This window comes from Bradyrhizobium sp. NBAIM01, assembly GCF_020194115.1.
Classification (GTDB): domain Bacteria; phylum Pseudomonadota; class Alphaproteobacteria; order Rhizobiales; family Xanthobacteraceae; genus Bradyrhizobium; species Bradyrhizobium yuanmingense.
The window spans coordinates 98450-124609 of record NZ_JADYVU010000016.1; the positions used below are offsets into that span (position 1 = coordinate 98450).

The following is a 26160-nucleotide window of genomic DNA, read 5'->3' on the forward strand; positions in this document are numbered from 1 at the left end:
GCTTCGTGGCTTAGGAAAGCTGGCGCAGCTCTCGTGGACATTGGCAAGATAGTTCGTGCCAAAAGTAAATTCAAGGCTGGGTCCGAGGGATCCGGAATCGGCGCCGCCGTGCATCCGATTTACGCTAAAATTCAGATCGACGCTGCGGCGAGGGGCGTGCCCTCCAGGGCCTTTGCAGAACCGCCTTGACAAGGCACGCGTCGAGGAAATATTTTATACTTAAAATAATTGGGTGAGAGCTCGGCGCAACGCGCGAAAGCGAGGGATCATGCGCATAGTCTGTATCGGCGGCGGGCCGGCCGGCCTCTATCTGGGCCTCCTGATGAAGCGTCGACATCCGGAACATGTCGTCACGGTCGTCGAGCGCAACAAGCCCTACGATACGTTTGGCTGGGGGGTGGTATTCTCCGATGCCATGATGTCTGCGATGCGTCTTGCCGACCCCGAAAGCGCGGCCGAGATCGAGGACGCCTTCAATCATTGGGACGACATCGAGCTGGTCTTCAAGGGGACGCGGCAGCGCACGACCGGCCACGGCTTCATCGGCATTGGTCGCAAGCATCTGCTCAACATTCTCCAGAGGCGCTGCGAGGCTCTGGGTGTCGAGCTCGCCTTCGAGCGTGAGGTGGAGTCCGATCTTGAATTCCCCGACGCCGACCTCATCGTGGCCACCGACGGTGTGAATTCCAGGATTCGCGCCCGCTATGCCGAACAGTTCCGGCCGGACATGGTGATCCGGCCGAACCGCTACATCTGGCTCGGCACCAAGAAGGCGTTCGACGCCTTCACGTTCGATTTCCAGAGGACCGAGCACGGCTGGTTCCAGGCACACATTTACAAGTTCGACGCGGAGACCTCGACCTTCATCGTCGAGACCACGGAAGAGACCTACAATGCTCACGGGCTGGGCGAGCTCGATCAGCAAGGGTCGATCGACTTCTGCGAGAAGATCTTCGCCGAGACGCTCGACGGTGCGAAGCTCTTGACCAACGCCCGCCATCTGCGCGGCTCGGCCTGGCTCAATTTCAGCCGCCTGATCTGCGGCAAATGGAGCGTGTTCAACGGCCGCTCCCATGTCGTGCTGATGGGGGACGCCGCGCACACCGCGCATTTCGCCATCGGGTCGGGCACCAAGCTCGCGCTCGACGACGCCATCGAGCTCGCCAACCAGTTCGATCGCCATGGTCACGGGCGCGACCGCATCCAGACCGTGCTGGAGGCCTACGAGGAAGTACGCCGCGTCGACGTGGCGCGCATCCAGAACGCCGCGCGCAATGCGATGGAATGGTTCGAGGTGGTCGGCCGGCGCTATGCTGATACGCTCGAACCGCCGCAATTCTTCTATTCGATGCTGACGCGTTCCCAGCGCATCAGCCATGAAAACCTGCGCCTGCGCGACCGTGCCTGGTTGGAAGGATTCGAGCGATGGTTTGCCGCGCGCTCGGGCATCGCCGTCGAGGACGGCGAACGGGTACCGCCGCCGATGCTGACGCCGCACCGCGTGCGCGGCCTCACGCTGGCGAACCGCATCATGGTCTCGCCGATGGCGATGTATTCGGCGAAGGACGGGCTGATCAACGACTTCCACATCGCCCACCTCGGAGCGCGCGCCATGGGCGGCGCCGCGTTGATCTTTGCCGAGATGACCTGCGTCTCACCGGATGCCAGGATTACGCCGGGCTGTCTCGGGCTCTGGAATGATGAGCAAGCGGCACAATGGCGCCGGCTGGTCGATCTGGTCCATAGCCTCGGACATGCCAAGGTCGGCATCCAGCTCGGCCATGCCGGGCGGAAGGGATCGACCCGGCTCGCCTGGGAGGGGATTGACCAACCGCTGGCTTCAGGCAATTGGCCGCTGATCTCGGCTTCCGCGCTGCCCTATCTGCCGCACAGCCAGTTGCCGCGGGAGATGAACCGCAGCGACATGGACCGCGTCCGCGACGATTTCGTCGCCGCAACGCGCCGTGCTGCCGACGCCGGTGTCGATTGGCTCGAGCTTCATTGCGCCCATGGCTATTTGCTATCGAGCTTCCTCTCGCCGCTGACCAACCGGCGGACTGACGAATATGGCGGCAACCACGAAAATCGTGCGCGCTTTCCGCTGGAGGTCTTCAGGGCGATGCGCGCGGCGTGGCCATCCGATCGGCCGATGTCGGTGCGGCTGTCCTGCCATGACTGGACCGAAGGCGGCAACACGCCGGCCGACGCCGCGATCTTCGCTGCGATGTTCAAGGAGGCGGGAGCAGACGTGATCGATTGCTCCTCGGGACAGGTCTGGAAGGAGGAACGGCCGATCTACGGCCGCCTGTTCCAGACGCCATTCGCCGATCTGATCCGCAACGAAGTCGGCATCGAGACGATAGCAGTCGGTGCGATCTCCGAGGCCGATCACGCCAACTCGATTCTCGCGGCTGGCCGCGCGGATCTCTGCGCGATTGCGCGGCCGCATCTCGCCGACCCGGCCTGGACGCTGCACGAAGCCGCGCGCATCGGGATCACAGCGGTCAACTGGCCAAAGCAATATCTGTCCGCCAAGGGACAATACGAAGCCAATCTGGCGCGTGCCGCTGCCGTGGCCGCGCAGTGAGCGAAGGAGGGATCGGATGAACTCCGTGGTAAAGATGATCCGGCGCGAATGGCTGGACTGGCCGTTCTTCGAGCCCCGCCATCTTGCGATCGGCGAGGCGCTCGATCGCTTCGTGCAGTCGGGAGCCCTCGACAAGATCGATCACAATGATGTGGATGGTGCCTGTCGCAATCTTGTGCGCGCGATGGGCGCGGCGGGGTTGCTAGATTGCGCGGTCGCGGCGCCCGATGGCGATGCGACGTCGATCGATTCCCGCTCGATCTGCCTGTCGCGCGAGTCGCTGGCCTATGCCGATGGCCTCGCCGATTTTGCTTTCGCCATGCAGGGGCTTGGCTCCGGAGCGATTGCACTGGGTGGCTCGGCGGAGTTGCGCAAGGCCGTGCTGCCGAAGGTGCGTTCCGGCGAATGGCTCGCGGCCTTCGCGCTCTCCGAGAAGGAGGCGGGGTCGGACGTCGCGGCGATGTCCTGCACGGCGCGGGCCGACGGCGACACCTACGTCATCGACGGCGAGAAGACCTGGATCTCGAACGGCGGCATTGCCGACGTCTATACGCTGTTTGCGCGAACGGGCGAGGCGCCGGGCGCCCGCGGCATTTCGGCCTTCGTCGTCTTTCCGGATGATCCCGGTTTTAGCATTGCCGAGCGCATCGACGTCATTGCGCCGCACCCGCTGGCGGCGTTGCGCTTTACCAATTGCCGGATTCCCGCGAGCCGTAGGCTCGGCGCGCCCGGGGGCGGGTTCAAGCTCGCGATGCAGACGTTGGATATTTTCCGCGCATCGGTCGCCGCCGCAGCCCTCGGCTTTGCCCGTCGCGCGCTCGACGAGGCATTGTCGCATGCCCGCAGCCGAAACATGTTCGGTGCGACGCTGGGGGATCTTCAACTGACCCAGGCCGCGCTCGGCGACATGGCGACCGACACCGACGCGGCGGCGCTGCTGAGCTACCGCGCGGCCTGGCGCCGCGATGTCCAGAAGCTTCCGACGACGCGCGAAGCCGCCATGGCGAAGCTGACCGCCACCGAGACCGCGCAGCGCGTCATCGACCGTGCCGTCCAGATGTTCGGCGGCCGCGGCGTGCGCAAGGGAGAGGTCGTCGAAAGTCTCTACCGCGAAATCCGCGCGCTGCGCATCTACGAGGGTGCGACCGAGGTCCAGAAGTTGATTGTCGCCCGCGAGCTGTTGAAGCCGCGCTGAAGGGATTGAGAACTACGCATGAGCACGATCAGCAAGCCGGAAGCCCCCGTTGCGCGTGGTCTGCAACTGCTTCAGCCCAGCGGCTGGCCGCAGCCGAAGGGGTATGCGAATGGCGTCATGGCTGAAGGACGACTCATCGTGACGGGTGGTGTGGTCGGTTGGGACGCAGCCGGGCGATTTGCGGACGGCTTCGTTGCGCAGGTCCGCCAGACGCTCGAGAACATCGTCGCGATTCTGGCAGAGGGAGGCGCGCGGCCGGACCATCTCGTGCGCCTGACCTGGTACGTCGTGGACATGGACGAATATGTGTCGAACCTGAAAGCGCTCGGCAAAGTCTATCGCGAGGTCATTGGCACCCATTACCCTAGCATGGCGCTGGTGCAGGTCGTGCGTCTCGTCGAGCCATCCTCGCGTGTCGAGATCGAGGCGACGGCCGTCGTCCCGCGCTGACGAAGGCGTCGGCCGCAGGCCCGCGGCGAGACCGCGACGATGGAAAGCTCTCTACGGCGCCCGTGATGGATTGGAGCGAGAGCTCAATATTTTCAATCGGCTAAGGGGCGGCGTGTGCACCATGTGTGCACCGGGAGATGCACAAAAATCTATCGACTGCAAATTTGAGCAGACGGTCTGAGGCGTGATACTGAGCTCGGCTTCCGCGCGATCGAATTGACGAGAGCAGTGCAGCGACTACAACAGGCGTTTTGCCGCCGGTCATGAGTGAGAAAGAAGCCCAATGTTCCTGACCGAGAACGATCTGAATGAATTGGTGGCATGGCGACGCCATCTTCACGCCGTGCCGGAACTGTCGGGGCAAGAGGCAAAAACCGCGGAAGCCGTGCGGGCCCGTCTTCAGGCGGCGGGTGCCGACAGGATCGTTTCGGGCCTCGGTGGTCACGGCGTGCTTGGAATCTATGATGGACGTGAGTCTGGCCCGACGATCATGCTTCGGGCCGAACTGGATGCACTGCCGATTCAGGAAAAATCACAACTCAAGCATCGATCGCTGATAGCAGGAAAGGCCCATCTCTGCGGTCATGATGGTCATATGGCAATTCTGGCGGCCGTAGCGCAAAATCTGAGCCAGCAACGTCCAAGCCGAGGTCGCGTAGCGCTCCTGTTTCAGCCGGCCGAGGAGGACGGGTCCGGTGCGGCCGCCGTTCTGGCTGACGCGAAGTTTGAGCAGATGCGGCCCGACTTTGTCTTCGCGCTGCATAACCTTCCCGGCCTCGGTCTTGGACAGGTCTCTCTTGCCGAAGGTTTGGTGAATTGCGCCTCGCAAGGAATGCAGATCAGATTATCAGGACGAACGACGCACGCGTCGAATCCGGAGCTTGGTGTCTCCCCGAAAGACGCGCTCGCCAGGCTTCTGCTGGAGATACCCGCGCTCGGGCGCGGGACGGAGCTAGACGACGACTTCTCAATGCTGACGGTCACCCACGCAAGACTTGGGGAGCCTGCGTTCGGTATCGCGCCGGGCTTCGGCGAATTGTGGGCGACACTGAGAACATGCACCGACATGATGATGGAACGGCTCCGCCTGGAGGCGGAAGACTTGGTTCGGCGCGTGACGGCCGGCAAGGGGCTGAGCACGGAAATCGCTTATCGCGACGTCTTCAATCATTGCGCAAACGACGTCGATGCTGTTGCCCAGCTTAGAAGCGCGCTGGACGCAGAGGGGGTGCGACATTCGGCGGAGGGCCTTCCACTGCGTGGCTCCGAGGACTTCGGACGTTTTGGCTCCCGTTCGAAGTCGGCGATGTTTTTCCTGGGAGCCGGCAAAGAGCATCCCGGGCTGCATGAGTCGAACTACGACTTTCCGGATCAGTTGATAGAAATTGGTGCAAGAATATTCGTGCGCACCATACGCAACCTGCTTGGCTAAATAGAGAATTCCGGACGGAGTGACAGCGTATCGCCTGCATGCCACATGTTGGATCGGCGCTTAGAACGATTTGAAACTAGAAGCTTTCGAAAATTTGCAGTGAAGTTCGAAGTAGGAAATCGCTTCTCCGATCACGACGGTTTCGTCGTGCAACCTTAGATAATTTCTAGGTCCCAATTCCTTCTCGCAGCACCGTCGTATGTTAGGAAGCGACGGGGACGTGCTTGCAAGTGGAATTGGGGCGCAGGAATGACGCGTGAACTCTCGGCCAGGAAAATCGTGCGTACACTATCGTTGGGCGCGGTGAGTTATCTCGCACTGTCGATGGAATCTTCGGGTGACCTTCAGCATGCGGTTGCGCAATCCAATCTGCCGCCCGTGACCGTGGATGCCTCCAAGCCGAGAGCTCGTCAGCCGGTCCAGAGATCACAGTCGACGCGCGCCTCGCGTGGACAGCGATCCGTCGCCGCGGCGCCTCCGCGCCAGGCTGCACCCGTTCCCTATGTGGTGCCCTCGACCGGAACGGTCGGCACGGTGCCGCCCGCCTACGCAGGCGGCCAGGTTGCAACCGGCGGGAGTCTCGGTCTGCTCGGCAATCGCGGCGTGATGAACACGCCGTTCAACCAGACGAGCTATACGGCGGAGCTGATCAAGAATCAGCAGGCGCGCACCGTCGGCGATGTGCTGTTCAACGATCCCTCGGTCCGGGTGAAGACGCCTGCCGGCAATGGCATCGATGGTGTCTACATCAGGGGCTTCTACCACGACAGTGGCGACTACGCCATGAATGGCCTCTATGGAATGGCGCCGTTCTATTCCACGTCAGCGAATTTCCTTGAGCGCGTCGAGGTTCTGAAGGGACCGGGCGTGCTTCTCGGCGGCATGCCGCCTGCAGGTGCCAATGGTGGTAGCATTAACTTGGTGACTAAGCGCGCACCTGACTTCGACATCACGCAACTCACTGCACTTTACATATCAAGGTCTCAGTTCGGACTGCAAACCGATGTGAGCCGTCGATACGGCGAACATAAAGAATGGGGCGTCCGGTTCAATGGTGAGGCGCGGGGCGGCTCGACTGCGTATGATCGGCAGACCGATCAGTTCGGCAACGCCGTGCTCAATCTGGACTACCGGGGTGAACGCGTGCGCTTTTCAACGGATATCGGTTATCAGGCTGATGATCTGAAGCCGCCGCTGCGGTTCCTGACGTTTACCACCAGTCCTCCGTTCGCGACCACCATCCCAGTTCCCGCCCTTCCGAAGCCCGGCGCCAATTACATGCCGGAATGGGCGACATGGAAACCGAAAGACGCGTTTGCCATGACGCGCGGTGAAGTCGATTTAACGGAGTCGGTGACGGCGTACGGTGCGGCTGGATATCACAAGAGCGAGATCGACTACGTCTATCCATCGCCGCGCATCACGAACGCGAACGGCAACTGGACGGCCGTTCCATTCAGCGGGCGCGATGTTTATGACAATTATACAGGTGAGGTCGGGCTGCGAGCCTCGGTGGATACCGGCCCCATCAATCATCTCTTGACTGTGAACTACTCGGCTTTCGAGCGAGATTACAGTTCGTTCGGCAGGGCAGGCGCTGCGATCAATTCAAACTTGTACAATCCGGTTCCGATCCCTTATCCCAACTTCGCTACCGTCGCCCAGAATCTGGAGACGCGAACCAAGCTTACCAGTGTCGGTATCGCTGATACGATGTCGATGTTCAACAACAGGCTTCAGTTTGTTGTCGGGGCGAGGCGGCAGACAGCGGGCGTAGACAGCGTGAACCTGCTGACCTCTGCCAAATCGAGTGTCGACGTTCCGACCTGGAGTCCCGGCTATGCGGTCATCGTCAAGCCGGTGGAGAACATCTCCCTTTACGCAAACTACATCGAAGGCCTTAAGGCGCCCGAAGTCGTTGTCGGCGCCACGTCGTATTCGAACGTTGGCGAGATCATTCCTCCTGCTCAGACCAAGCAGAAGGAAGTCGGCATGAAGGTCGATATGGGCCGGATCGGCTTTACTGCCAGCGCATTTGACATCACCAGTCCGAACATTATTTCGGTCGCAGTGCCGGGGCAAACCCTACCTGCGAGGCGACTTTCCGGCGAGCAGCGCAATCGGGGCTTCGAACTGTTCACCTTCGGGGAGGTGACCCCGACGTTCCGGGTGCTGGGTGGTGTGACCTTCATTGACGGCGAGGTCGTCAGGCAGGCGGTCTCCGTCGGATCGATCATCGTCAACTACAATGGCAAGGTTCCCGTCGGCGTGTCGGCGGTTAACTTGAACCTCGGCGCCGAGTGGGACACCCCGTTCCTGCCGGGACTGACTATGACCGGCCGGGTCATCTACACTAGCGAGAGCTACGCCAACGATGCGAATACGCAGGAGCTTCCTGCGTGGACGCGAGTCGACCTTGGCGCACGCTACACATTCGTGTCGCCTTGGAACGGTAAGCCGATTGTTGTTCGCGCCAGCGTGGAGAACGTGTTCAACGAGGCGTACTGGAATTCCTATCGCACGGTGAGTAGCGCGGTATCACTCGGCGCGCCGCGCACCTACCTCCTGTCGACGACGTTCAATTTCTGAACGCTGGTCCTTGGTACTCCCGATGCGCACCGCCGTGGATCTGGTCCGCGGCGGTTTTTCGTTGGTCCATAATCAGCAAGCTGCACTTGTCGCGATTGATGACAGTGTCATGAAACACCACCGCGATAAAATCGCACCATCACGCCACATCGGAAAAGTTCCTCCTTGCGCAGTTAGAATTGCAGCAATCTTCGTCGCGTCCTGAAATCCCAATAGTTTTCCGCGTATTGGCGCGCAAGCGCGGAGGTTGCATTGTGTCCGCCCGTCGCCAATTTTGAGGTCTTACAAAAAGTCGCGTCGATATTGCTTTGACCCTCGTCGGCTTCTCACCTAGTCAAACGTCTCTGCTTTCGCTTTCCGAAAAGGGGATCGCGCCATGATGGTGTTCGACAGAGACGACGTCACCTTCACCGTCGTCGTCAATCACGAAGAGCAATACTCCATCTGGCCGACGTTCAAGGAGATTCCGGCCGGCTGGAAGGCGGTGGGCAAGTCCGGCAGCAAGAAGGAATGTCTCGACCATATCGAGCAGGTGTGGACCGACATGCGCCCGCTCAGCTTGCGCAAGTTCATGGACGGCGCGTCGCCTCAGCAGACGACGTAGTCAGCGAAGTCCGGTCGTCCGATGCGGCTTCTTTGTCTGCCCTATTCCGGCGGAACTGCCATGTTCTATGCGCGGTGGCGCAGGCTGCTGTCGTCGTGGATCGACGTTCGGCCGGTGGAATGGCCCGGCCGCGGTGCGCGCATGGACGAGCCGCTGGCGACCGATCCGCGCGTGCTGGCGGCACAGCTGGCTGGTGAACTCGCCGCGCAGCTCGACGGGCCCTACGCACTATTCGGGCACAGCCTCGGTGCCGTGATCGCGTTCGAGCTCGCACATGGCCTGCTCGATCGCGGGGCGCCTGCGCCGGCCATTCTCTTCGCCTCGGGTGCGGAAGCGCCGGCGGTGCGGGACGGCAGCAAGTGGCGCCATCCCCTGAGCGACCAGGCGCTGATGCAGGAGCTGCGTGATCTTCAGGGCACACCCGACGAGGCGCTGTCGAATGCCGAGTTGATGCGATCCGCGCTGCCGGTACTGCGCGCAGATTTTCTGATGTGCGGAGCCTATGCCTACCGGCCGCGGCGTCCATTGCCGTGCCCCGTACACGTTTTTGGCGGAGCGGACGACGAGACCAGCCGCGAAGCACTCGAGGCTTGGCGGCTGGAGACCTCGGCGGCATTCACGCTCGATATTCTGCCCGGGCATCACTTCTTCATTCACACACAGCAGGCCGAACTGATCGACCGGATCGGCTGGGCGCTGGCCCGGCAATCGGGGCGATCGACCGGTTTGCATCGGAGCGAGGATCATGAGCGCGTTCTCCGTCCAGCCACTCATTGAGGGCAAGGCTCTTCCCATGCTGCTTAGGGCAGGTGAGGCCGGGCAGCCGCTCGGCGAATCCCTTCCCATGCTGCGTGCAACGATCGACCGGTACCTCACCGACAGCGGCGGCATCGTGTTTCGCGATTTCGCGCTCGATGGTCCCGATGCGTTTCGAGCCTTCGCGGCCGATTTCGGCCACCCGCTGCTGACCTACGAGTTCGGGTCGACGCCGCGTTCGCAGGTGACCTCAGGCGTCTACACGTCCACGGAGTATCCGCCGCACCAGCATATCCCGCTGCACAACGAGCAGGCCTATACCCGCGATTGGCCGATGAAGATCTGGTTCTACTGCATGCAGCCAGCGCTGGAAGGCGGCGAGACGCCGATCGCCGACAGCCGCGCCATCTATCGCGACATGCCGCCGGCCATTCGCGAGCGGTTCGCCGAGAAGGGCGTGATGTATGTGCGGAACTACGGCAACGGGCTCGACGTCGATTGGCAGCAGGTGTTCGGCACCGACTCCAGATCGGAGGTGGAAGCTTACTGCGCTCGCCACGACATCGAATGCGAGTGGAAGGAAGATGGCGAACTCCGTACGCGCCAGGTCTGTCAGGGCACGGCGCAGCACCCGGTCACGAAGGAGTGGGTCTGGTTCAACCAGGCGCATCTGTTCCATGTCTCCAATCTCGAGCCGGAGGTGCGCGAGAGTCTGCTCGACGTGGTCGAGGACGAAGCCGATCTACCGCGCAACGTCTTCTATGGCGACGGTTCGACGATCGAGGACGAAACATTGTCAACGGTCCGGACCGTTCTGGAGAGGCACAAGATCAGCTTTCCCTGGCAGGCTGGGGACGTCGTGATGCTCGACAACATGCTCACCGCGCACGCGCGGGCCCCGTTCAGGGGTCCGCGCAAGGTGATCGTCGCCATGGCGGAAGCTCATCGGCAGGGGTGATCGGCAAGGGTGATCAGCGGCACGTCTCATTCGGGCGGCGGGGATTTCCGGCGCGCGGCCGGACAGGAATTTGAGAACATGGACAGATCCGACCTCGTCGAACGCTTGCGAGAGCATGCCGCCTTGCGACCGGAGAAGGTGGCGTTGCGATTCCTGGAGGGCGACGACGTTGCCGATGAGCTGACGTTTGCCGCGCTGGACGCTCGGATCAGGGCGCTTGCGGCATGGTTTCAGCAGATGGGCGGTGCGGGCGAACGGGCGGTGATTCTGCTTCCGAGCGGGATCAACTATGCCGTCGCATTCTATGCCTGCCTGTATTCGGGCGTAGTCGCCGTGCCGGCGTATCCGCCTGAGGGCGGTCCCGAGCGCTATGCAGGACGACTGAACGGTATCCTGCGGGATGCCGCGCCTCGCTTCATCCTGGTGGAGACGGGGCTGCGCGGTCTCATCGAGGCGGCATTGCCCGAGCTCGCCGACGTGGAGATCGTTGCGGTGGACACGATTTCGCCCGATCTCGCCGCGGACTGGTGCGAGACGAGGCCTGCCACCGATGGGATCGCGTTCCTCCAATACACATCCGGCTCGACCTCGCAGCCGAAGGGCGTTTGCGTCTCCCATGGCAATCTAGCGGCCAACGAGCGTGCGATCGAAGCGGTTTGTAGTGGAACGCCGAACGATGTGTTTGTGAGCTGGCTGCCGCTCTATCACGACATGGGGCTGATCGGCGGACTTCTGAACCCGCTGTTCACGGGCTTTACCGGCGTCCTGATGTCGCCACGGAACTTCCTGGAGCGGCCACGGCGCTGGCTCGAGGCCATCGACCGTCACGGCGGCACGTTGAGCGGTGGCCCCGACTTCGCGTACTCACTCTGCACCGACCGCATCTCGGAAGAGACCATCCGTCGGCTCGACCTCAGCCGGTGGAGGTTTGCGTTCTCGGGCTCGGAGTTCGTCCGCCGCACCACCTTCGAGAAATTTGGCGACCGGTTTGCGCGGGCCGGGTTCGATCGACGGGCGTTGACGGCTTGCTATGGACTTGCGGAGGCGACGCTGCTGGTCACGGCCAGCGACATCACCGCCGAGACCGTCAGCTACACGCTCGACACCGCGGAACTCGCCGCCGGCCGCATCGCGAGCGCCAGCGAAGGCACGGACCTCGTGGCATGTGGTCGAACTGCTGCTGGTCACGCCGTGCGCATCATGCGCGTCGACGAATCGGCGGTGGCCGAGGCGAATGAGGTGGGCGAGATCTGGGTCACTGGTCCCAGTGTCGCGCTCGGCTACTGGAACAATGTCGAGGCCACGCATCAAGCCTTCGTCGAGCGAGATGGTGCGCGTTGGCTGCGGACCGGCGACATCGGCTTCCTTCGCGACGGCGCACTCGTGGTGGCCGGTCGTCTCAAGGACCTGCTGATCGTTCGCGGGCAGAACGTCTATCCGACGGATGTTGAGCAGGCGGTCGAAGCCGAGGTCGAATCCGTCCGCAGCGGACGGGTTGCCGCCTTTCCCATCGAGGTCGAGGGGCGTGAAGCCATCGGAGTGGCGGCGGAGTTCAGCCGCGCCGTGCTCAAGCGTAGCAATCCGGAAGCGCTCGCACATGCGATCGGCGAAGCCGTGCTCCGGCAGGCGCAGGAATATCCGGCCGTGATCGTTCTGCTGAACCCGCAAGCGATGCCGCTGACGACGAGCGGCAAGCTGCAGCGGTCGGCCTGCGCAACGCGTCTCGCCGACAACACGCTCGACAGCTTCGCGGTGTTCGAGAGAGGGCGTCGCCGCGGCACTGCATCCGTGACGGTGCCGGCGAGCGATACCGAGCGTGCCGTCGCTGCGATGTGGTGCGAGGCGCTTGGCGTCGCGGCGGTGCATCGCGAGGACGATTTCTTTGTGCTGGGCGGAAACTCGATCGCGGCTGGCCAGGTTGCTGCTGCGATCCGCGACCGCCTGGACGTGGAAGTGGAGCTGCGCACCTTCTTCGACGCGCCGGCGCTTGCGGCCTTCGCTGGCCGGATCGATGCTCTGGCGGGCACGGGTGCTGGCCGGGCGCTCCCGCCGATCCCATGGGCCGTCGCGGCCGATCGCACGATGCTGTCGCACGCACAGGAGCGGCTCTGGTTCCTCTGGAACATGGATCCTGCTGGGACAGCCTATACCGTTGCGAGCACAATCGGTCTGAAGGGACGGCTCGACCGTGCAGTGCTTTCGCGTGCTTTCGGCGAGATCGTCCGTCGTCACGAGATATTGCGCACCACGTTCATCGCCAGAGACGGCCGTGGGACGCAGCTCGTCCACGATGTCATGAGCATCGGCGTTCGGCACGAGGATCTCCGCGCCTATTCTGTGCGGGAGCGCTCCGAGCGCGCGGAGACGGTCAGGCGATCCGAGCTCGGCAAGCCATTCGATCTCGTGAACGGGCCATTGTTGCGCGCCGTGCTGCTTCAATTCGCGGACGATGCCTACGAATTGCTGTTGCTGGCCCATCACATCATCGTCGATGGATGGTCGCTTGATGTGCTACTCGAAGAGCTAGCCGCTCTCTATCGAGCCGGTACCGGTCAGGACGCAGGCGTGCCGCCGGTTCCGGCAATTCAATATGCTGATTTTGCGGCCTGGCAGCGAAGCTGGCTTGCGGGCGGCGAGGGCGATCGGCAGCTCGCCTATTGGCGCGCCAAGCTCGGCGATGTTCACCCGGTGCTGGCGCTGCCGCATGATCGGCCGCGCCCGACGATCCAGAGCCATGCCGGCGATACGATCGGTCTGGCCATCGACGCCGTGCTTGCGTCCCAGCTCCGGGAGATCGCCGGCAAGCAGCGCGTCAGCGTCTTCATGCTACTGCTCGGCGCATATTACGCGCTGCTCCATCGCTACACCGGGCAGAGTGATTTGCGTGTCGGCGTGCCGGTCGCCGGGCGCCGGCATACGCAGCTCGAACGACTGATCGGATGTTTCGTCAACACGCTGGTGCTGCGGGCCGAGATGACCGCCGAAGCGAGCTTCACGAGCCTGTTGCGTCAGGTCAGGGAATTGGTGGTCGAGGCACTGGCGCACCAGGATCTTCCGTTCGAAATGCTGGTCGACAGCCTCAAGCCCGAACGCAGCGGTGGGCAAAATCCCCTGTTCCAGGCGAAGTTCAACTACATGACGGCGCCGGGCGGTTTCTCCGGCGTGGAGGGGCTCGCTGCCGACGTCGACATTGTCGATCTCGCTGGTTCGCATTTCGATCTCGCCCTCGACGTCATCGATGGCGTCGGGATGAAGGTCACGTTCAACTACGCCACCGACCTATTCGATCGTCCGACCATTGCACGGCTGGCGGCGCAATTCGGTTCGATGCTGCGCCAGATCGCCGACAACGCCGAGCGGCGGATATCGGACTTCGTCATCGACGACGGACACCGGCAGACCGTGCCGAGTGAGGCTGCGGCGTTCGGCTTCGCCGATATGGTGAGCCTTCATCGCGCGGCGACAGTCGATCGACAGACCGCCATCGCCATTCGATGCGGCCGGGGGCAACTGACCTTTGCGGCGCTCGAGCAGCGGTCAAATCGTATCGCACACGCCCTCATCGCGAAGGGCGTGGCACGCGAGACACCGGTTGCGCTGTGGATCGAGCGCTCTCCGGCCTTTGTCGTCGCCTTGCTCGGTGTGCTGAAGGCGGGCGGCTCTTATGTCCCGCTCGATCCGAAATGGCCGTTGGAGCGCGTCCGCCGTATCCTGACCGACGGCGGCATCGACATCATGCTTGCGGCAGGCGACAAATTGACGGATGCGCGCGAGCTGGGCTGCCTGGTGCTCGACGCGGAGGCGGAAGCGGCGCGCGCCGAGGTATCGAGCCTGCCGCTCGACACGACCATTCATCCAACGCAGACCGCTTACGTCATCTATACCTCCGGATCGACCGGCGCGCCTAAGGGCGTCAGCGTCTCGCACGGGGCCTTGGCCAATTATGTCCAGGCTCTGCTGCAACGTCTGAAGCCGCGCCCGTCGGCGAGCATGGCGATGGTTTCGACGGTGGCGGCCGACCTCGGCCACACTGTCCTGTTCGGTGCGCTCGCATCCGGCGGCACGCTGCATCTGCTGTCACCAGAGGCCGTATTCGACGCGGATGCGTTTGCACAAGCGATGCGCGAGGGCGAGGTCGACATTCTCAAGATCGTGCCGAGCCATCTGCGAGGGCTGCTTCAGGCCTCGCACTCGGCCGATCTGCTCCCCCGCGACGCGCTCGTCCTGGGCGGCGAGGCGTGCGATGGCGCGCTGCTGGACGACGTCCGGCGTTTGCGGCCGGAATGCCGGATCCTGAATCATTACGGGCCCACGGAAACGACCGTCGGTGCGGTGACGCATGAGTGCGCGGCAGGCCGCGGGGACGGTTCGGTTCCGATCGGTCTGCCTCTTGCCAATCTGCGCGTCCATGTCCTCGATGACGCCTTGAACGAGGTGCCGATCGGAGTCGTTGGCGAGCTCTATGTCGGCGGCGCTGGGCTGGCGCGGGGCTATCGCGGCGCGGCGGGCCTGACCGCGGAACGCTTCGTGCCGGATCCGTTCGGCGCCGCGGGCGGGCGCCTCTACCGAACCGGGGATCGCGTCCGCTGCGACCGCGAGGGCCGGCTGATATTCCTGGGTCGTTCTGACGACCAGATCAAGTTGCGCGGCTATCGCATCGAGCTGGGCGAGGTCGCGCGCGTCATCAAGGCGCTGCGGGGAATCGATGACGCGGTGGTCGTGTCACGCGCCATCGGTGCGAGTGAGCGCCAGGAGCTGATCGCCTATTGCGTGCCCGAGAGCGGCGCCGGTCCGCAGGCCGAGGCGATCAAGCAACAGCTGGCTGCAATCGTGCCGGATTATATGGTTCCGTCACACATCGTCATGTTGGTGCGACTGCCGCTGACGCCCAACGGAAAGATCGATCGTCGCGCCTTGCCTGAACCGGCCGAACAGGGGGCGTCGGCCGGCTATGCCGCGCCTGCGGGGGATCTTGAAGTTGCGATCGCGGCGGTCTGGTGCGAGGTGCTCGTTCGCGAGCGCGTCGGCCGTAATGACAATTTCTTCGAACTCGGCGGCGATTCGATTCTGAGCCTGCAGATCATCGCCCGCTTGCGCAAGCGCGGCATCCGGCTGACGCCGAAGCAGATCTTCAGCCAGCAGACGGTTGCCGGGCTGGCGACGGTCGCCGTTATGTCGGCGGGGACGACCAGAAAGGACAGACCGGCGGCGAGGACGTCAGTCGGCGGCGACACCGCATCTGGCATGCCCCGTCTGATGCCGATTCAGACGCGCTTCTTCGCCGAGGACATTGCCAACCGGGATCACTGGAACCAGGCGGTTCTGCTGCTGCCGCGGATGCAGGTCGACTGGGAGACGCTGCGGCGCGCGCTTGCGGCCATCCTGGACCATCACGATGCGCTGCGTTTGCGGTTCAGGCAGGTGGATGGCGCCTGGCGGGCGGAGCAGGGCCCGGCACCGGCGTCATCCGAACTGCTGTGGCGTCATGCGGGCGTCGCCGGCGCGACGGAGGTCGTGGCGCTCGCCCGCGCTGCGCAGGAAAGTCTCTCACTGTCTTCGGGACCGCTGCTGCGGGCTGTCGGCATGGACCTGGCGGACGGTAGCCAACGCTTGCTGCTTGCGATCCATCATCTCGTCGTCGATGGCGTATCCTGGCGCATCCTTCTGGAGGACCTGGCGTTGGCCTATGACCAACTCCAGCGTGGCAGTCCCGTCGCGCTGCCGCCGAAGAGCGACTCCTATGCCTCGTGGAGCGAGCGGCTGCATGCCTATGCGGTAACCGCCGAGATCGCGGGCGAATTGCCCCATTGGCTGGATTGTGGCGCCGGCGCGCGTCTGCCGTGCGATGACGACCATGGCGACGTCGATCGCGTCGGGGACGGCGGCGAGGTGTCATTGGTGTTCGATGCCGACCTGACGTCGCAACTGCTCGAACAGGCGCCGGCTGCCTATCGGACCCAGGTCAATGATCTCCTGCTCGCCGGTCTCGTCCGTGCGGTGTCGCGCTGGAGCCAGCACGACGAGATCGCCGTGGAGCTCGAAGGCCACGGCCGCGAGGATATCTTCCCGGATGCGGATGTGTCCCGCACCGTCGGCTGGTTCACGACGGCCTTTCCGGTCCGGCTGAAAGATGCAGGCGACGAGGCGTCGCTGATCAAGGCGGTCAAGGAGACGCTTCGCGCGATTCCGAATCGCGGGATCGGCTATGGCGTGCTGCGCCATCTCGGCTCCGGGCAGCAGCGCCAGGCTCTGGCGCAATTGGCAGAGCCGCAGATCGTCTTCAACTATCTAGGCCGATTCGATGCCAACGTAGGGACCAACCAGCGCTTCTCCTTCGCAGCGGAGAGTGCAGGTCCCTCGCGTAGCGCCACGGCCCCGATGCGCGGTTGGCTGAACATTACAGGCCTCGTGCGTGAAGGCCGGCTGGAATTATCTCTCGGATACGGACGCAAGCGCTACCGGCACGCGACCATCGAGCGGCTCGCCGCACATTACAAGGACGCATTGCGCGAACTGATCGCCCATTGCTGCAATGGAGCGTTCGGTCTCAGGCCATCGGATGTCCCGCTGTCGGGGCTCGCTCAATCCGATCTCGATCGGTTGGCTGCGAACCTGGATCTTCGCGGCATCGAGGACATCTATCCGCTCTCGCCGATGCAGCAGGGCATGCTGTTTCATGCGCTGCGCGATGGTGCCAACGACGCCTATGTGAATCAGGTCGGGCTCGAACTGTTCGGCGTCGATGCCGGCAAGCTGAAAGCCGCGTGGCAGGTGGTCAGCGACCGGTATGCGGCCTTGCGGACCGGATTTGTCTGGCAGAATCTGTCGGGTGCTGCGCAGCAGGTGGTGCATCGTCATGTGACGGTGCCGTTCGTCGAGGAGGATTGGCGCGGGAGCGCGCCTGCGGATCTGCAAGCCGCGCTGGCGGAGATATCCCGGCGTGAGCGCGAGATGGGCTTCGACGTTTCGCAGCCGCCCCTTCAGCGTATCCGTCTGATCCGTCTCGACGACGACAGGCACTGGCTGATCTGGACCCATCATCACATCTTCGTCGATGGTTGGAGCTCGGCCCGACTGGTGGCGGAGGTGTTGCAGCAGGCGAGCGGTCGCCCGCTGCCGGCCGTGCAGGGCAGCTACCGCGACTACATCGCATGGTTGCAGGGTCGCGATCGCGAGAGCGCCGAGAGGTTCTGGCGCGAGGCTTTGGCAGGGCTCGAGGCGCCCACATTGCTCGCGAACACGCTGGCGCCCTCCAAGACATCCCCGGCCGAAGGCCATGCCAGTGTCGGGCTTGCGGTGGACGCAGCGCTGACCGAGCGGCTGAAGTCCTTTGCCAAGCATGAACGGGTGACGCTCAATACGCTCATCCAGGGTGCGTGGGCACAGCTGCTGCGGCGTCATTCGGGGCAGTCCGCGGTCTCTTTCGGCGTGACCATCTCGGGCCGTCCGGCCGAATTGCCCGGGTCCGAGGAGATGGTGGGCCTCTTCATCAACACGCTTCCCATCGTCGATGCGACCAGCCCGCAAGCTATCGTGGGCGATTGGCTGCGCCAGTTGCAGGAACAGAATTTGGCGATGCGCGAGCACGGTTGGACGCCGCTCTACGACATTCAGCGCCTCGCCGGCCGTGCCGGGCAGCCGCTGTTCGACAGTATCCTGGTGTTCGAAAACTATCCGATCGACGAGGGGGTGCTGCGAGGCGGGGAAGGTGGTCCGCGGCTGGGACGTGTGGCGCATGTGACGCCGACGAACTATGCGCTGGCGGTCGCGGTGTTCGCCGCCGGCGATCGGCTGAACATTGAATTCAACTATGACCGGAGCCGGGTCGACGAGGCGGCGATCCTGCGCCTTCGCGACATTCTCCACGCCCTGCTGGAACGGATTGCGGCGAATTCGGAATGTGCGCTCGGTGATCTCTCTGCGGCAGTCGAGCAGGACGCGCGACGAGCTCTCGAATGGAGTGGCGCAGCGCGGCTGACCTCCGCATCATCCTGCGCCGACGTCGTGATGCATATCGAAGCACAGGCCGCGCAGGCGCGGTCTGCCATTGCCATCGTCTGCGGCGACCAGCGCATCTCCTATGGCGAGTTGAACGCGCGTGCGAACGCGCTCGCACGACGCCTTCGCCTCTGGAACGTCGGTCCGGATCGGCTGGTCGGCATTGCCTTGAGCCGAAGCCCGGACATGATCATCGCGCTGCTCGCGGTTCTGAAGGCCGGAGGCGCCTATCTGCCGCTCGATCCGGATTATCCGGCCGAGCGGCTCGCCTACATGCTGCGTGACGGCGGCGCGGCGCTGGTCCTGACGCAAGGCGCGCTGCTCGAGCCGCTTGCACCGGTGCTGCGCGAAGCCGGGGTCGAGGCGCTCTGCATCGACGAGCCATCGCCGCGCGCCGGCGAGGACGGCGGGAACCTCGACATCGAAATCCATCCGGACAGCCTGGCCTATGTCATCTACACGTCCGGGTCGACCGGCGCGCCGAAAGGCGTGGCGGTTGCGCGCGGGCCGCTGGCGATGCATTGCGAAGCCATCGGCCGACTGTACCGCATGACCTCGCGTGACCGCGAGTTCCAGACGGCATCGATCAATTTCGACATCGCCCACGAGCGATGGCTGGTACCGCTGATGATGGGCGGTTCGCTCGTCCTGCCTTCGAAGCCCGGTCTCCTGATTGACGATCTCGTCAGCGAGATGACCCGCAACGCTGTGACCTCGATCTTTCTGCCGCCGGCCTATGCGGATCAATTGAGCGCGGCATTGCGGCAGGGCGGGCGCAGGCTGGCGATCAGGGCCTGTATCGTCGGTGGCGAAGCCTGGTTCGATACCGGAGTCAGGGCATTTCGAGAAGCTGTCAAGATCGATCTTCTGGTCAACGCCTACGGCCCGACCGAGACGGTGATCGCGCCGACGGCGTGGATCGTCGACGCCGCCGCGTTGACACCTCACCAACCCGCACCGATCGGACGGCCCGTCGGTGCGAGGTCGGCGCACATTCTCGATTCCGACCTCAATATCGTTCCCGCCGGCGTCACCGGCGAGCTGTTCATCGGTGGTGTTGGCCAGGCCCGCGGCTATCTGAACCGGGCTGCACTGACCGCGGAGTGGTTCGTCCCCGATCCGTTCAGCGACGATGGCACGCGCCTCTATCGCACCGGCGATCTCGCGCGCTGGCGCAACGACGGCGTGATTGAATATGTCGGCCGCGCCGACCAGCAGGTGAAGATCCGCGGCTTCCGTATCGAGCTCGGAGAGATCGAGGCGCGTCTGCTCGAGCAGCGTGGCGTGCGTGCGGCGGCCGTTGTGGCGGGCGAAGGCCGGACCGGGCGCCAATTGTTCGCCTATGCGAGTGGCGGGCCGTCGCTCGACGGCCGCGCCTTGCGCGATGCACTGTCCGCCGTTCTGCCTGACTACATGGTGCCGTCGTCGGTGACGGTGCTGGAGCAGTTGCCGCTCACCGCTAACGGTAAGATCGATCGGCGTGCACTGCCGGCGCCGGGCGAGGATGCGTTGGCGAGTCGCACCTACGAGGCACCCGAGGACGAGATCGAGCTGGCGCTGGCCGGGATCTGGGCGGAGCTGCTCGACGTCGATCAGGTCGGACGCAACGATCACTTCTTCGAGCTCGGCGGACATTCCTTGCTCGCAGTGCGGGTGCTGAGCCGGGTGTCGCAGGAGACCGGCGTGTCAATCGCGGTCTCGGATCTGTTCGCTCATCCCGATCTTGCCTCATTTGCCCGGGTCGTGTCGATCAGGCTCATCGAGCAAGAATTCGATGCCGAAGAGCTCCAGGAACTGGTGGGAACGGAGCAGTGAGCATGGCTGACACGGCAAAGCCGAGCTTACGCGATCTGGATCCCCAGCAGATGAGAAAGCTCGTCGCGCTGGCCAGGGATCGCGGCCGGAGTGCCGACAGGAGTGGCGCCAGTGCCATTCCGGTGGTGGCGCGGAGCGGATCGTTGGAAATGTCCTTTGCGCAGCAGCGGCTCTGGCTGCTGGCGCAGCTCGATGGTACGAATTCCAGCTATCACATTCGCGGAGCATTGCGGCTTACGGGCGAGCTCGATCTCGAAGCCTTGCGTCGCAGCATCGACCGTGTGTTCGCGCGCCACGAAGCGCTGCGCAGCGTCTTTCGCGTACTGGACGAACAGCCGCGCGTAGTGCTGCTGCCCACGGATGAGCGTGTGCCGCTGCTCGAACATGATCTGAGTGGCCGGGACGATCGCGAGCAGGAGCTGGCGCGCCTCTGCCGCGAGGAGGCCGCGACGCCGTTCGATCTCGCCGCAGGACCGTTGGTCCGCGGTCGCCTGATCCGGATGGCGGAGGGAGAGCATCTCTTCTTGCTCACCCAGCATCACATCGTCTCCGATGGCTGGTCGATCGGCGTGCTCATGCGCGAGCTCGGCGCTCTCTACCGGGCATTCGCCGCCGGCAAGGACGATCCTCTGCCGCCATTGGCAATCCAGTATCCGGACTATGCCGTCTGGCAGCGGCAATGGCTGTCCGGCGAACGCTTGCAGCGGCAGGTCGACTATTGGCGAGAAGCACTCGCGGACGCTCCTGCCGTGCTTGAATTGCCGACGGATCGGCCGCGTCCGCCAATCAGGTCGCTCGCCGGGGCGTCCCTGCCGATCGAGATCGATGTGGAGCTGGCCTCCGGCATCAGGCGACTGAGTCAGTCGCATGGCGCCAGTGCTTTCATGACGGTGCTGGCGGCCTGGGCAGTGGTGTTGTCGAGACTCTCCTCGCAGACCGATATCGTCATCGGGACTCCGACGGCCAACCGAAATAGGCCGGAGATCGAGGGCCTGATCGGATTCTTCGTCAACATGCTGGCTGTCCGCGTTGATCTCTCGGCGGAGCCCAGCGTGGCCGAACTGCTCCGCCGCGTGCGCGCGGCGGCGCTCGCGGCGCAGGATCATCAGGACCTACCGTTCGAGCAGGTCGTCGAGATCGTCCAACCGCTGCGACGGCCGGAGCAGACACCGGTCTTCCAGGCCGTGTTCGCCTGGCAAAACAACGAGAGGGGGCCTCTCGAGTTGCCCGGCCTCAAAGCCGAGGTCGCTGATATTCCGCTGCAACAGGTCAAGTTCGATCTCGAGCTCAATCTCGGCGAGATGGACGGGCGCATTGTCGGCTCCCTGAATTATGCGACGTCGCTATTCGACGAAGCGACGATCACGCGCCATCGGGGCTATCTGTTGACCGTGCTGCGGGCGATGATCTCCGATGCGGACCAGGAGGTCGACCGGATCGATATCATTGGTGCCGATGAGCGCAGGCGCGTTCTCGACACTTGGAACGAGACGGCCACGCCGTTTCCCTCCGAAAGCTGCATTCAAGATCTGTTTGCGGAGCAGGTGAGAAGGGCGCCGGACGCCATTGCGCTGGCATACGAGGACGTTCGTCTGAGCTATAGCGAGCTCGATGCGCGGGCGAACAGGCTTGCGCGGCACTTGATCACCTTGGGAGTGGTGCCGGATCAGCCCGTTGCGATCTGCGTGCCGCGGGGCATCGCAATGGTGGTGAGCCTGCTGGCCGTGCTGAAGGCGGGCGGCGCCTATCTGCCGCTCGATCCCGCTTATCCTGCGGAGCGGCTACGTCAGATTGTCGACGATGCCAGGCCGCGCCTGCTGATCGCAGACGCCACAGGACGCGCGATCATTCCAGATGGGACCTGCGAGATGGTCGACCCCGACGCAGACGCAGGGCTGGCGACGTCGGATCCGAGTGTTCTCCTCGAAGGCCTGACTGCGCGAAGCCTCGCCTACATCATCTACACGTCCGGCTCGACCGGTCGGCCGAAGGGGGTGATGGTCGAGCACCGTGGCCTGGTGAATTTGGCGTTGGCGCAGCGGGCATTGTTCAACATCAATTCGAGCAGTCGCGTCGTGCAGTTTGCCTCGCTCAACTTCGATGCCAGCATCTGGGAAATCGTCATGGCCCTGTGCTCGGGCGCCGCGCTGTTTCTGGCCGGCACGCGCGAGCATCAGGACACCGCGGCATTGTTCGGCTATCTCGCGGACAATGCGATCACGCATGCGACCTTGCCGCCGGCGATGCTGCACGGGCGGACCGATCTCGAACGGCTCGCCTCGTTGCGGGTTCTCGTTCTTGCCGGTGAATTGCCCAGGGCCGAGCTGGTCAAGGGATTGCCTCCTGATATTGCCGTCTTCAACGGTTATGGGCCGACGGAAGCAACGGTCTGCGCCACGAGCTGGTTGCGGCATCGGGGCTTTGATGGCGACGCGGCTCCGATCGGTCGACCGCTGCCGAATGCGCGGATCTATCTTCTGGACCGGTTCGGTGCGCCCGTTCCGCTCGGTGCGGTCGGTGAAATCCATATCGGAGGGGTCGGCATCGCGCGCGGTTATCTCAATCGCGCCGATCTGACGGCGGAACGCTTCGTGCGCGATCCCTTCTGCGGCGATGCGGATGCACGCATGTACCGCACCGGCGATCTCGGCCGCTATCTCCCGGACGGCAATATTGCGTTTCTCGGCCGCAACGACCACCAGGTCAAGATCCGTGGCTTTCGTATCGAGCTCGCTGAAATCGAGTTTCGGCTCAACGAGCACGCCGACGTTGCCGATTCAATCGTGCTGGTGCAGCGCAATCATGGCGGCGATATGCGGCTGGTCGCCTATGTGGCCGTTAGGGGGGGCGTAAGGCGCGATGGCGGAGAGCTTGCCAGCGCGTTGCGCGATCACCTGCGTGCGTGTCTGCCGGACTACATGGTGCCGTCAGCGTTCGTAAGTCTCGATGCACTCCCGCTCACGCCGAATGGCAAGGTGGACCGCAAGGCACTGCCGGCGCCGGAGAACGATGCATATGCGCGGCGCCGTTTCGAACCGCCGCGAGGCGAGGTCGAGCAGATTGTCGCAAATATCTGGGCCGAGCTCTTGGGCGTCGATCGGATCGGACGCAGTGACCACTTCTTCGAGCTCGGCGGCCACTCGCTGCTCGCAGTGCGCATGCTGGAGCGATTGCAGCGGCATGCGCTGAGGGCGGATGCGCGCATGCTGTTCGCGAAGCCGGTGCTGGCGGAATTTGCCGCCAGCCTCGATGGCGGCGTAGAAGCCGACGTTCCGGTCAATCAAATCACCCGGCAGACGACGGCGATCACACCGGAATTGTTGCCGCTGATCACGTTGACGCAATCCGACATCGACAGCATCGTGGCCGACGTTCCTGGCGGCGTCGCCAACATCCAGGATGTCTACGGCCTCTCGCCACTTCAGGATGGCATTCTCTTCCACCACCTGCTGTCGAAGGAAGGCGATCCCTATCTGCTGGTCGGCCGAATGGCATTTGCCAGCCGCGACCTGCTCGATCGCTATCTCGACGCGGTCCGGCAGGTGGTCGCCCGTCACGACATTCTGCGAACGTCTATCGTGTGGAGCGGACTGTCCACGCCGGCACAGGTGGTTTGGCGGCAGGCGTCCTTGGTCGTCGACGAGGTCGTGCTGGATGGCGAAGGCCCTGGGGATGAGCAGCTCGCGCGACGATTCGATCCGCGTTTGCATCGGATCGATCTCGGACGGCCGCCGCTTTTGCGATTTGCGGTCGCGGCCGATCCGGGTGGAGAGCGCTGGCTGCTTTTGGTCCTGCTGCATCATTTGATTGGCGACCACTCCACGCTCGAAGTGATGCACGACGAGGTCGGGAAGATCCTGTCCGGGCGGAGCCACGAATTGCCGCCGCCTTATCCGTTCCGGAATCTGGTGGCACAGGCGCGCGGATCGGCGGCGACCAAGGAGCATGAGCGCTTCTTCCGCGGCATGCTCGCCGACATCGACGAGCCCTCCACGCCGTTCGGCCTGGATCGGGTGCACGGCGATGGTGCCGGTATTGCCGAAACCCGGCTGATGCTGCCCGAGAGCTTGAACGCAAGGCTTCGTGTGCAGGCGCGGCGGTTGGGCGTCAGCCTGGCCAGCCTTTGCCATCTCGCCTGGGGGCAGGTGGTGGGGCGAACCAGTGGGCGCGAGCAGGTGGTGTTCGGGACTGTTTTGTTCGGTCGCATGCAGGCCGGCGCCGGCGGCGATCGCACCATGGGCCTGTTCATCAACACCTTGCCGCTGCGGCTCGACCTCGACGACACAGCGGTCGAGGACAGCGTCCGTGATGCGCATGGTCGGCTGACCGAGCTGATGGCGCACGAGCACGCCTCGCTGGCGCTTGCGCAGCGATACAGCGGCGTCGCGGCGCCCGCGCCGCTGTTTAGCGCGATCCTGAACTACCGGCACAATGCGATGCCGGCCGATTTGGCTGCCGGCAGAGAGCACTCCGGCATCGAATGGCTCGGTGGTGAAGAGCGCACCAATTATCCCCTGATGCTGGCGGTCGAGGATTATGGCCAGGCGCTTGGCCTGACCGCCCAGATCGTCCATCCGTTCTCGGCCGATCGCATTTGCGCCATGATGCAGCAGGCACTCGATCAACTGGCCGATGCGCTGGATCGCGCGCCGCGTGCGCCGGTCCGGCAGCTCGACATTTTGCCCCCCGACGAGCGGCAGCTGTTGCTGGAGACGTGGAACCGGACGCAGGCGCATGATCGGCGACAGTCGTTGATCGAGCAATTTGAAGCACAGGTCCGGAAGTCACCTGAGGCGATCGCGCTGGTGTTCGGCGAGGCGGAGCTGAGCTATGCCGCGCTGAATGCGCGCGCCAACCGGCTGGCGCGACGATTGCGGGATCACGGCGTCGGGACCGAAATCGTGGTCGGGCTGGCGCTCGACCGCGGCGTCGGGATGCTGGTCGCGCTGTTGGCGGTGCTGAAGGCCGGCGGGGCCTATTTGCCGCTCGATCCGGATTACCCGCCGGAGCGGCTGGCGCATATGCTGCGCGACAGCGGCGCGGCGCTGGTGCTGACGCAACAGGGATTGCACGATCAGTTCGCAGACATACTGGCGGAGACCGGCGCGGAGGCGTGGTTCGTTGATGGACAGGACGGCGAGGGCGGCGATGCCGGCAATCTCGATGTCGCCGTTTACGGCGAGAGCCTCGCCTACGTGATCTACACGTCGGGCTCGACCGGCCTGCCCAAGGGCGTGATGGTTCGCCATGATGCGGTGACGAACTTCCTGGCGACCATGGCGAAGCAGCCCGGCATGACGGCCGGCGACCGCGTGCTCGGGCTGACCTCGCTGTCCTTTGACATCGCGGTGTTGGAGCTGTGGCTGGCGCTGACGATCGGCGCCTGCGTCGTGCTGGCGGATCGCGCGGCCGCGCATGATCCTGCCAAGCTCAAGGCGATGGTGGCGCGGCATGGCGTCTCCGTGATCCAGGCAACGCCGTCGACCTGGCGGATGCTGCTCGATCATGACGGCCCTGCGCTGCCGGCGAGCTGCCGGGTGCTGTGCGGCGGCGAGGCGCTGCCGCCGGATCTGGCGCGGCGGCTGGTGGCGCAAGCCGGCGAAGTCTGGAACCTGTACGGTCCGACCGAGACCACGGTGTGGTCGGCGCGCCATCGGCTCGATGCGATGGATGATCGTCCGCTGCTGGGCCGCCCGATCGGCAACACCACGCTTTACGTTCTCGACGGTGACCTCAACCTCGCGCCGGTCGGCGTCGCCGGCGAGCTCTATATCGG

10 protein-coding genes are annotated in these 26160 nt (G+C 64.0%); all 10 read left to right on the forward strand.

Features of this window, described 5'->3' with window-relative positions; genetic code table 11:
* Positions 1-268: 268 nt before the first annotated feature.
* On the forward strand, positions 269-2587 hold the full coding sequence (locus I6F31_RS31865) for a bifunctional salicylyl-CoA 5-hydroxylase/oxidoreductase (protein ID WP_225186669.1): 2319 nt from the start codon (positions 269-271) through the stop codon (positions 2585-2587).
* A gap of 16 nt (positions 2588-2603) precedes the next feature.
* Positions 2604-3782, forward strand: a complete 1179-nt coding sequence (locus I6F31_RS31870; protein ID WP_225186670.1) for an acyl-CoA dehydrogenase family protein — start codon at positions 2604-2606, stop codon at positions 3780-3782.
* 18 nt (positions 3783-3800) lie between these two features.
* On the forward strand, positions 3801-4232 hold the full coding sequence (locus tag I6F31_RS31875) for a RidA family protein (RefSeq protein WP_225142736.1): 432 nt from the start codon (positions 3801-3803) through the stop codon (positions 4230-4232).
* A 283-nt stretch (positions 4233-4515) separates the two neighbouring features.
* Complete coding sequence (locus tag I6F31_RS31880; protein WP_225186671.1) at positions 4516-5664, forward strand: amidohydrolase; 1149 nt, start codon at positions 4516-4518, stop codon at positions 5662-5664.
* Between the two features lie 249 nt (positions 5665-5913).
* The gene (locus I6F31_RS31885) at positions 5914-8253 is read left to right on the forward strand and encodes a TonB-dependent siderophore receptor (protein ID WP_225142741.1); all 2340 of its coding nucleotides are present in this window, start codon (positions 5914-5916) and stop codon (positions 8251-8253) included.
* Positions 8254-8629: 376 nt separating this feature from the next.
* Positions 8630-8857: an MbtH family protein gene (locus I6F31_RS31890; protein ID WP_036013449.1), complete on the forward strand. Its 228-nt coding sequence runs from the start codon at positions 8630-8632 to the stop codon at positions 8855-8857.
* Positions 8858-8878: 21 nt separating this feature from the next.
* Positions 8879-9634 carry an alpha/beta fold hydrolase gene (locus tag I6F31_RS31895; RefSeq protein ID WP_225142743.1) on the forward strand — a complete coding sequence of 252 codons (756 nt, stop codon included), beginning with the start codon at positions 8879-8881 and terminating at the stop codon, positions 9632-9634.
* Positions 9603-10571 (forward strand): TauD/TfdA family dioxygenase, encoded by a 969-nt coding sequence (locus tag I6F31_RS31900; protein ID WP_036023852.1) that lies wholly within the window; start codon positions 9603-9605, stop codon positions 10569-10571. Before I6F31_RS31895 ends, I6F31_RS31900 begins: the two co-directional genes overlap by 32 nt.
* Before the next feature lie 78 nt (positions 10572-10649).
* Positions 10650-20384, forward strand: coding sequence for a non-ribosomal peptide synthetase (locus I6F31_RS31905; RefSeq protein ID WP_225186672.1), 9735 nt, complete (start codon positions 10650-10652; stop codon positions 20382-20384).
* Between the two features lie 50 nt (positions 20385-20434).
* On the forward strand, positions 20435-26160 hold a 5726-nt coding region (locus I6F31_RS31910; protein ID WP_225186674.1), incomplete at its 3' end, for a non-ribosomal peptide synthetase.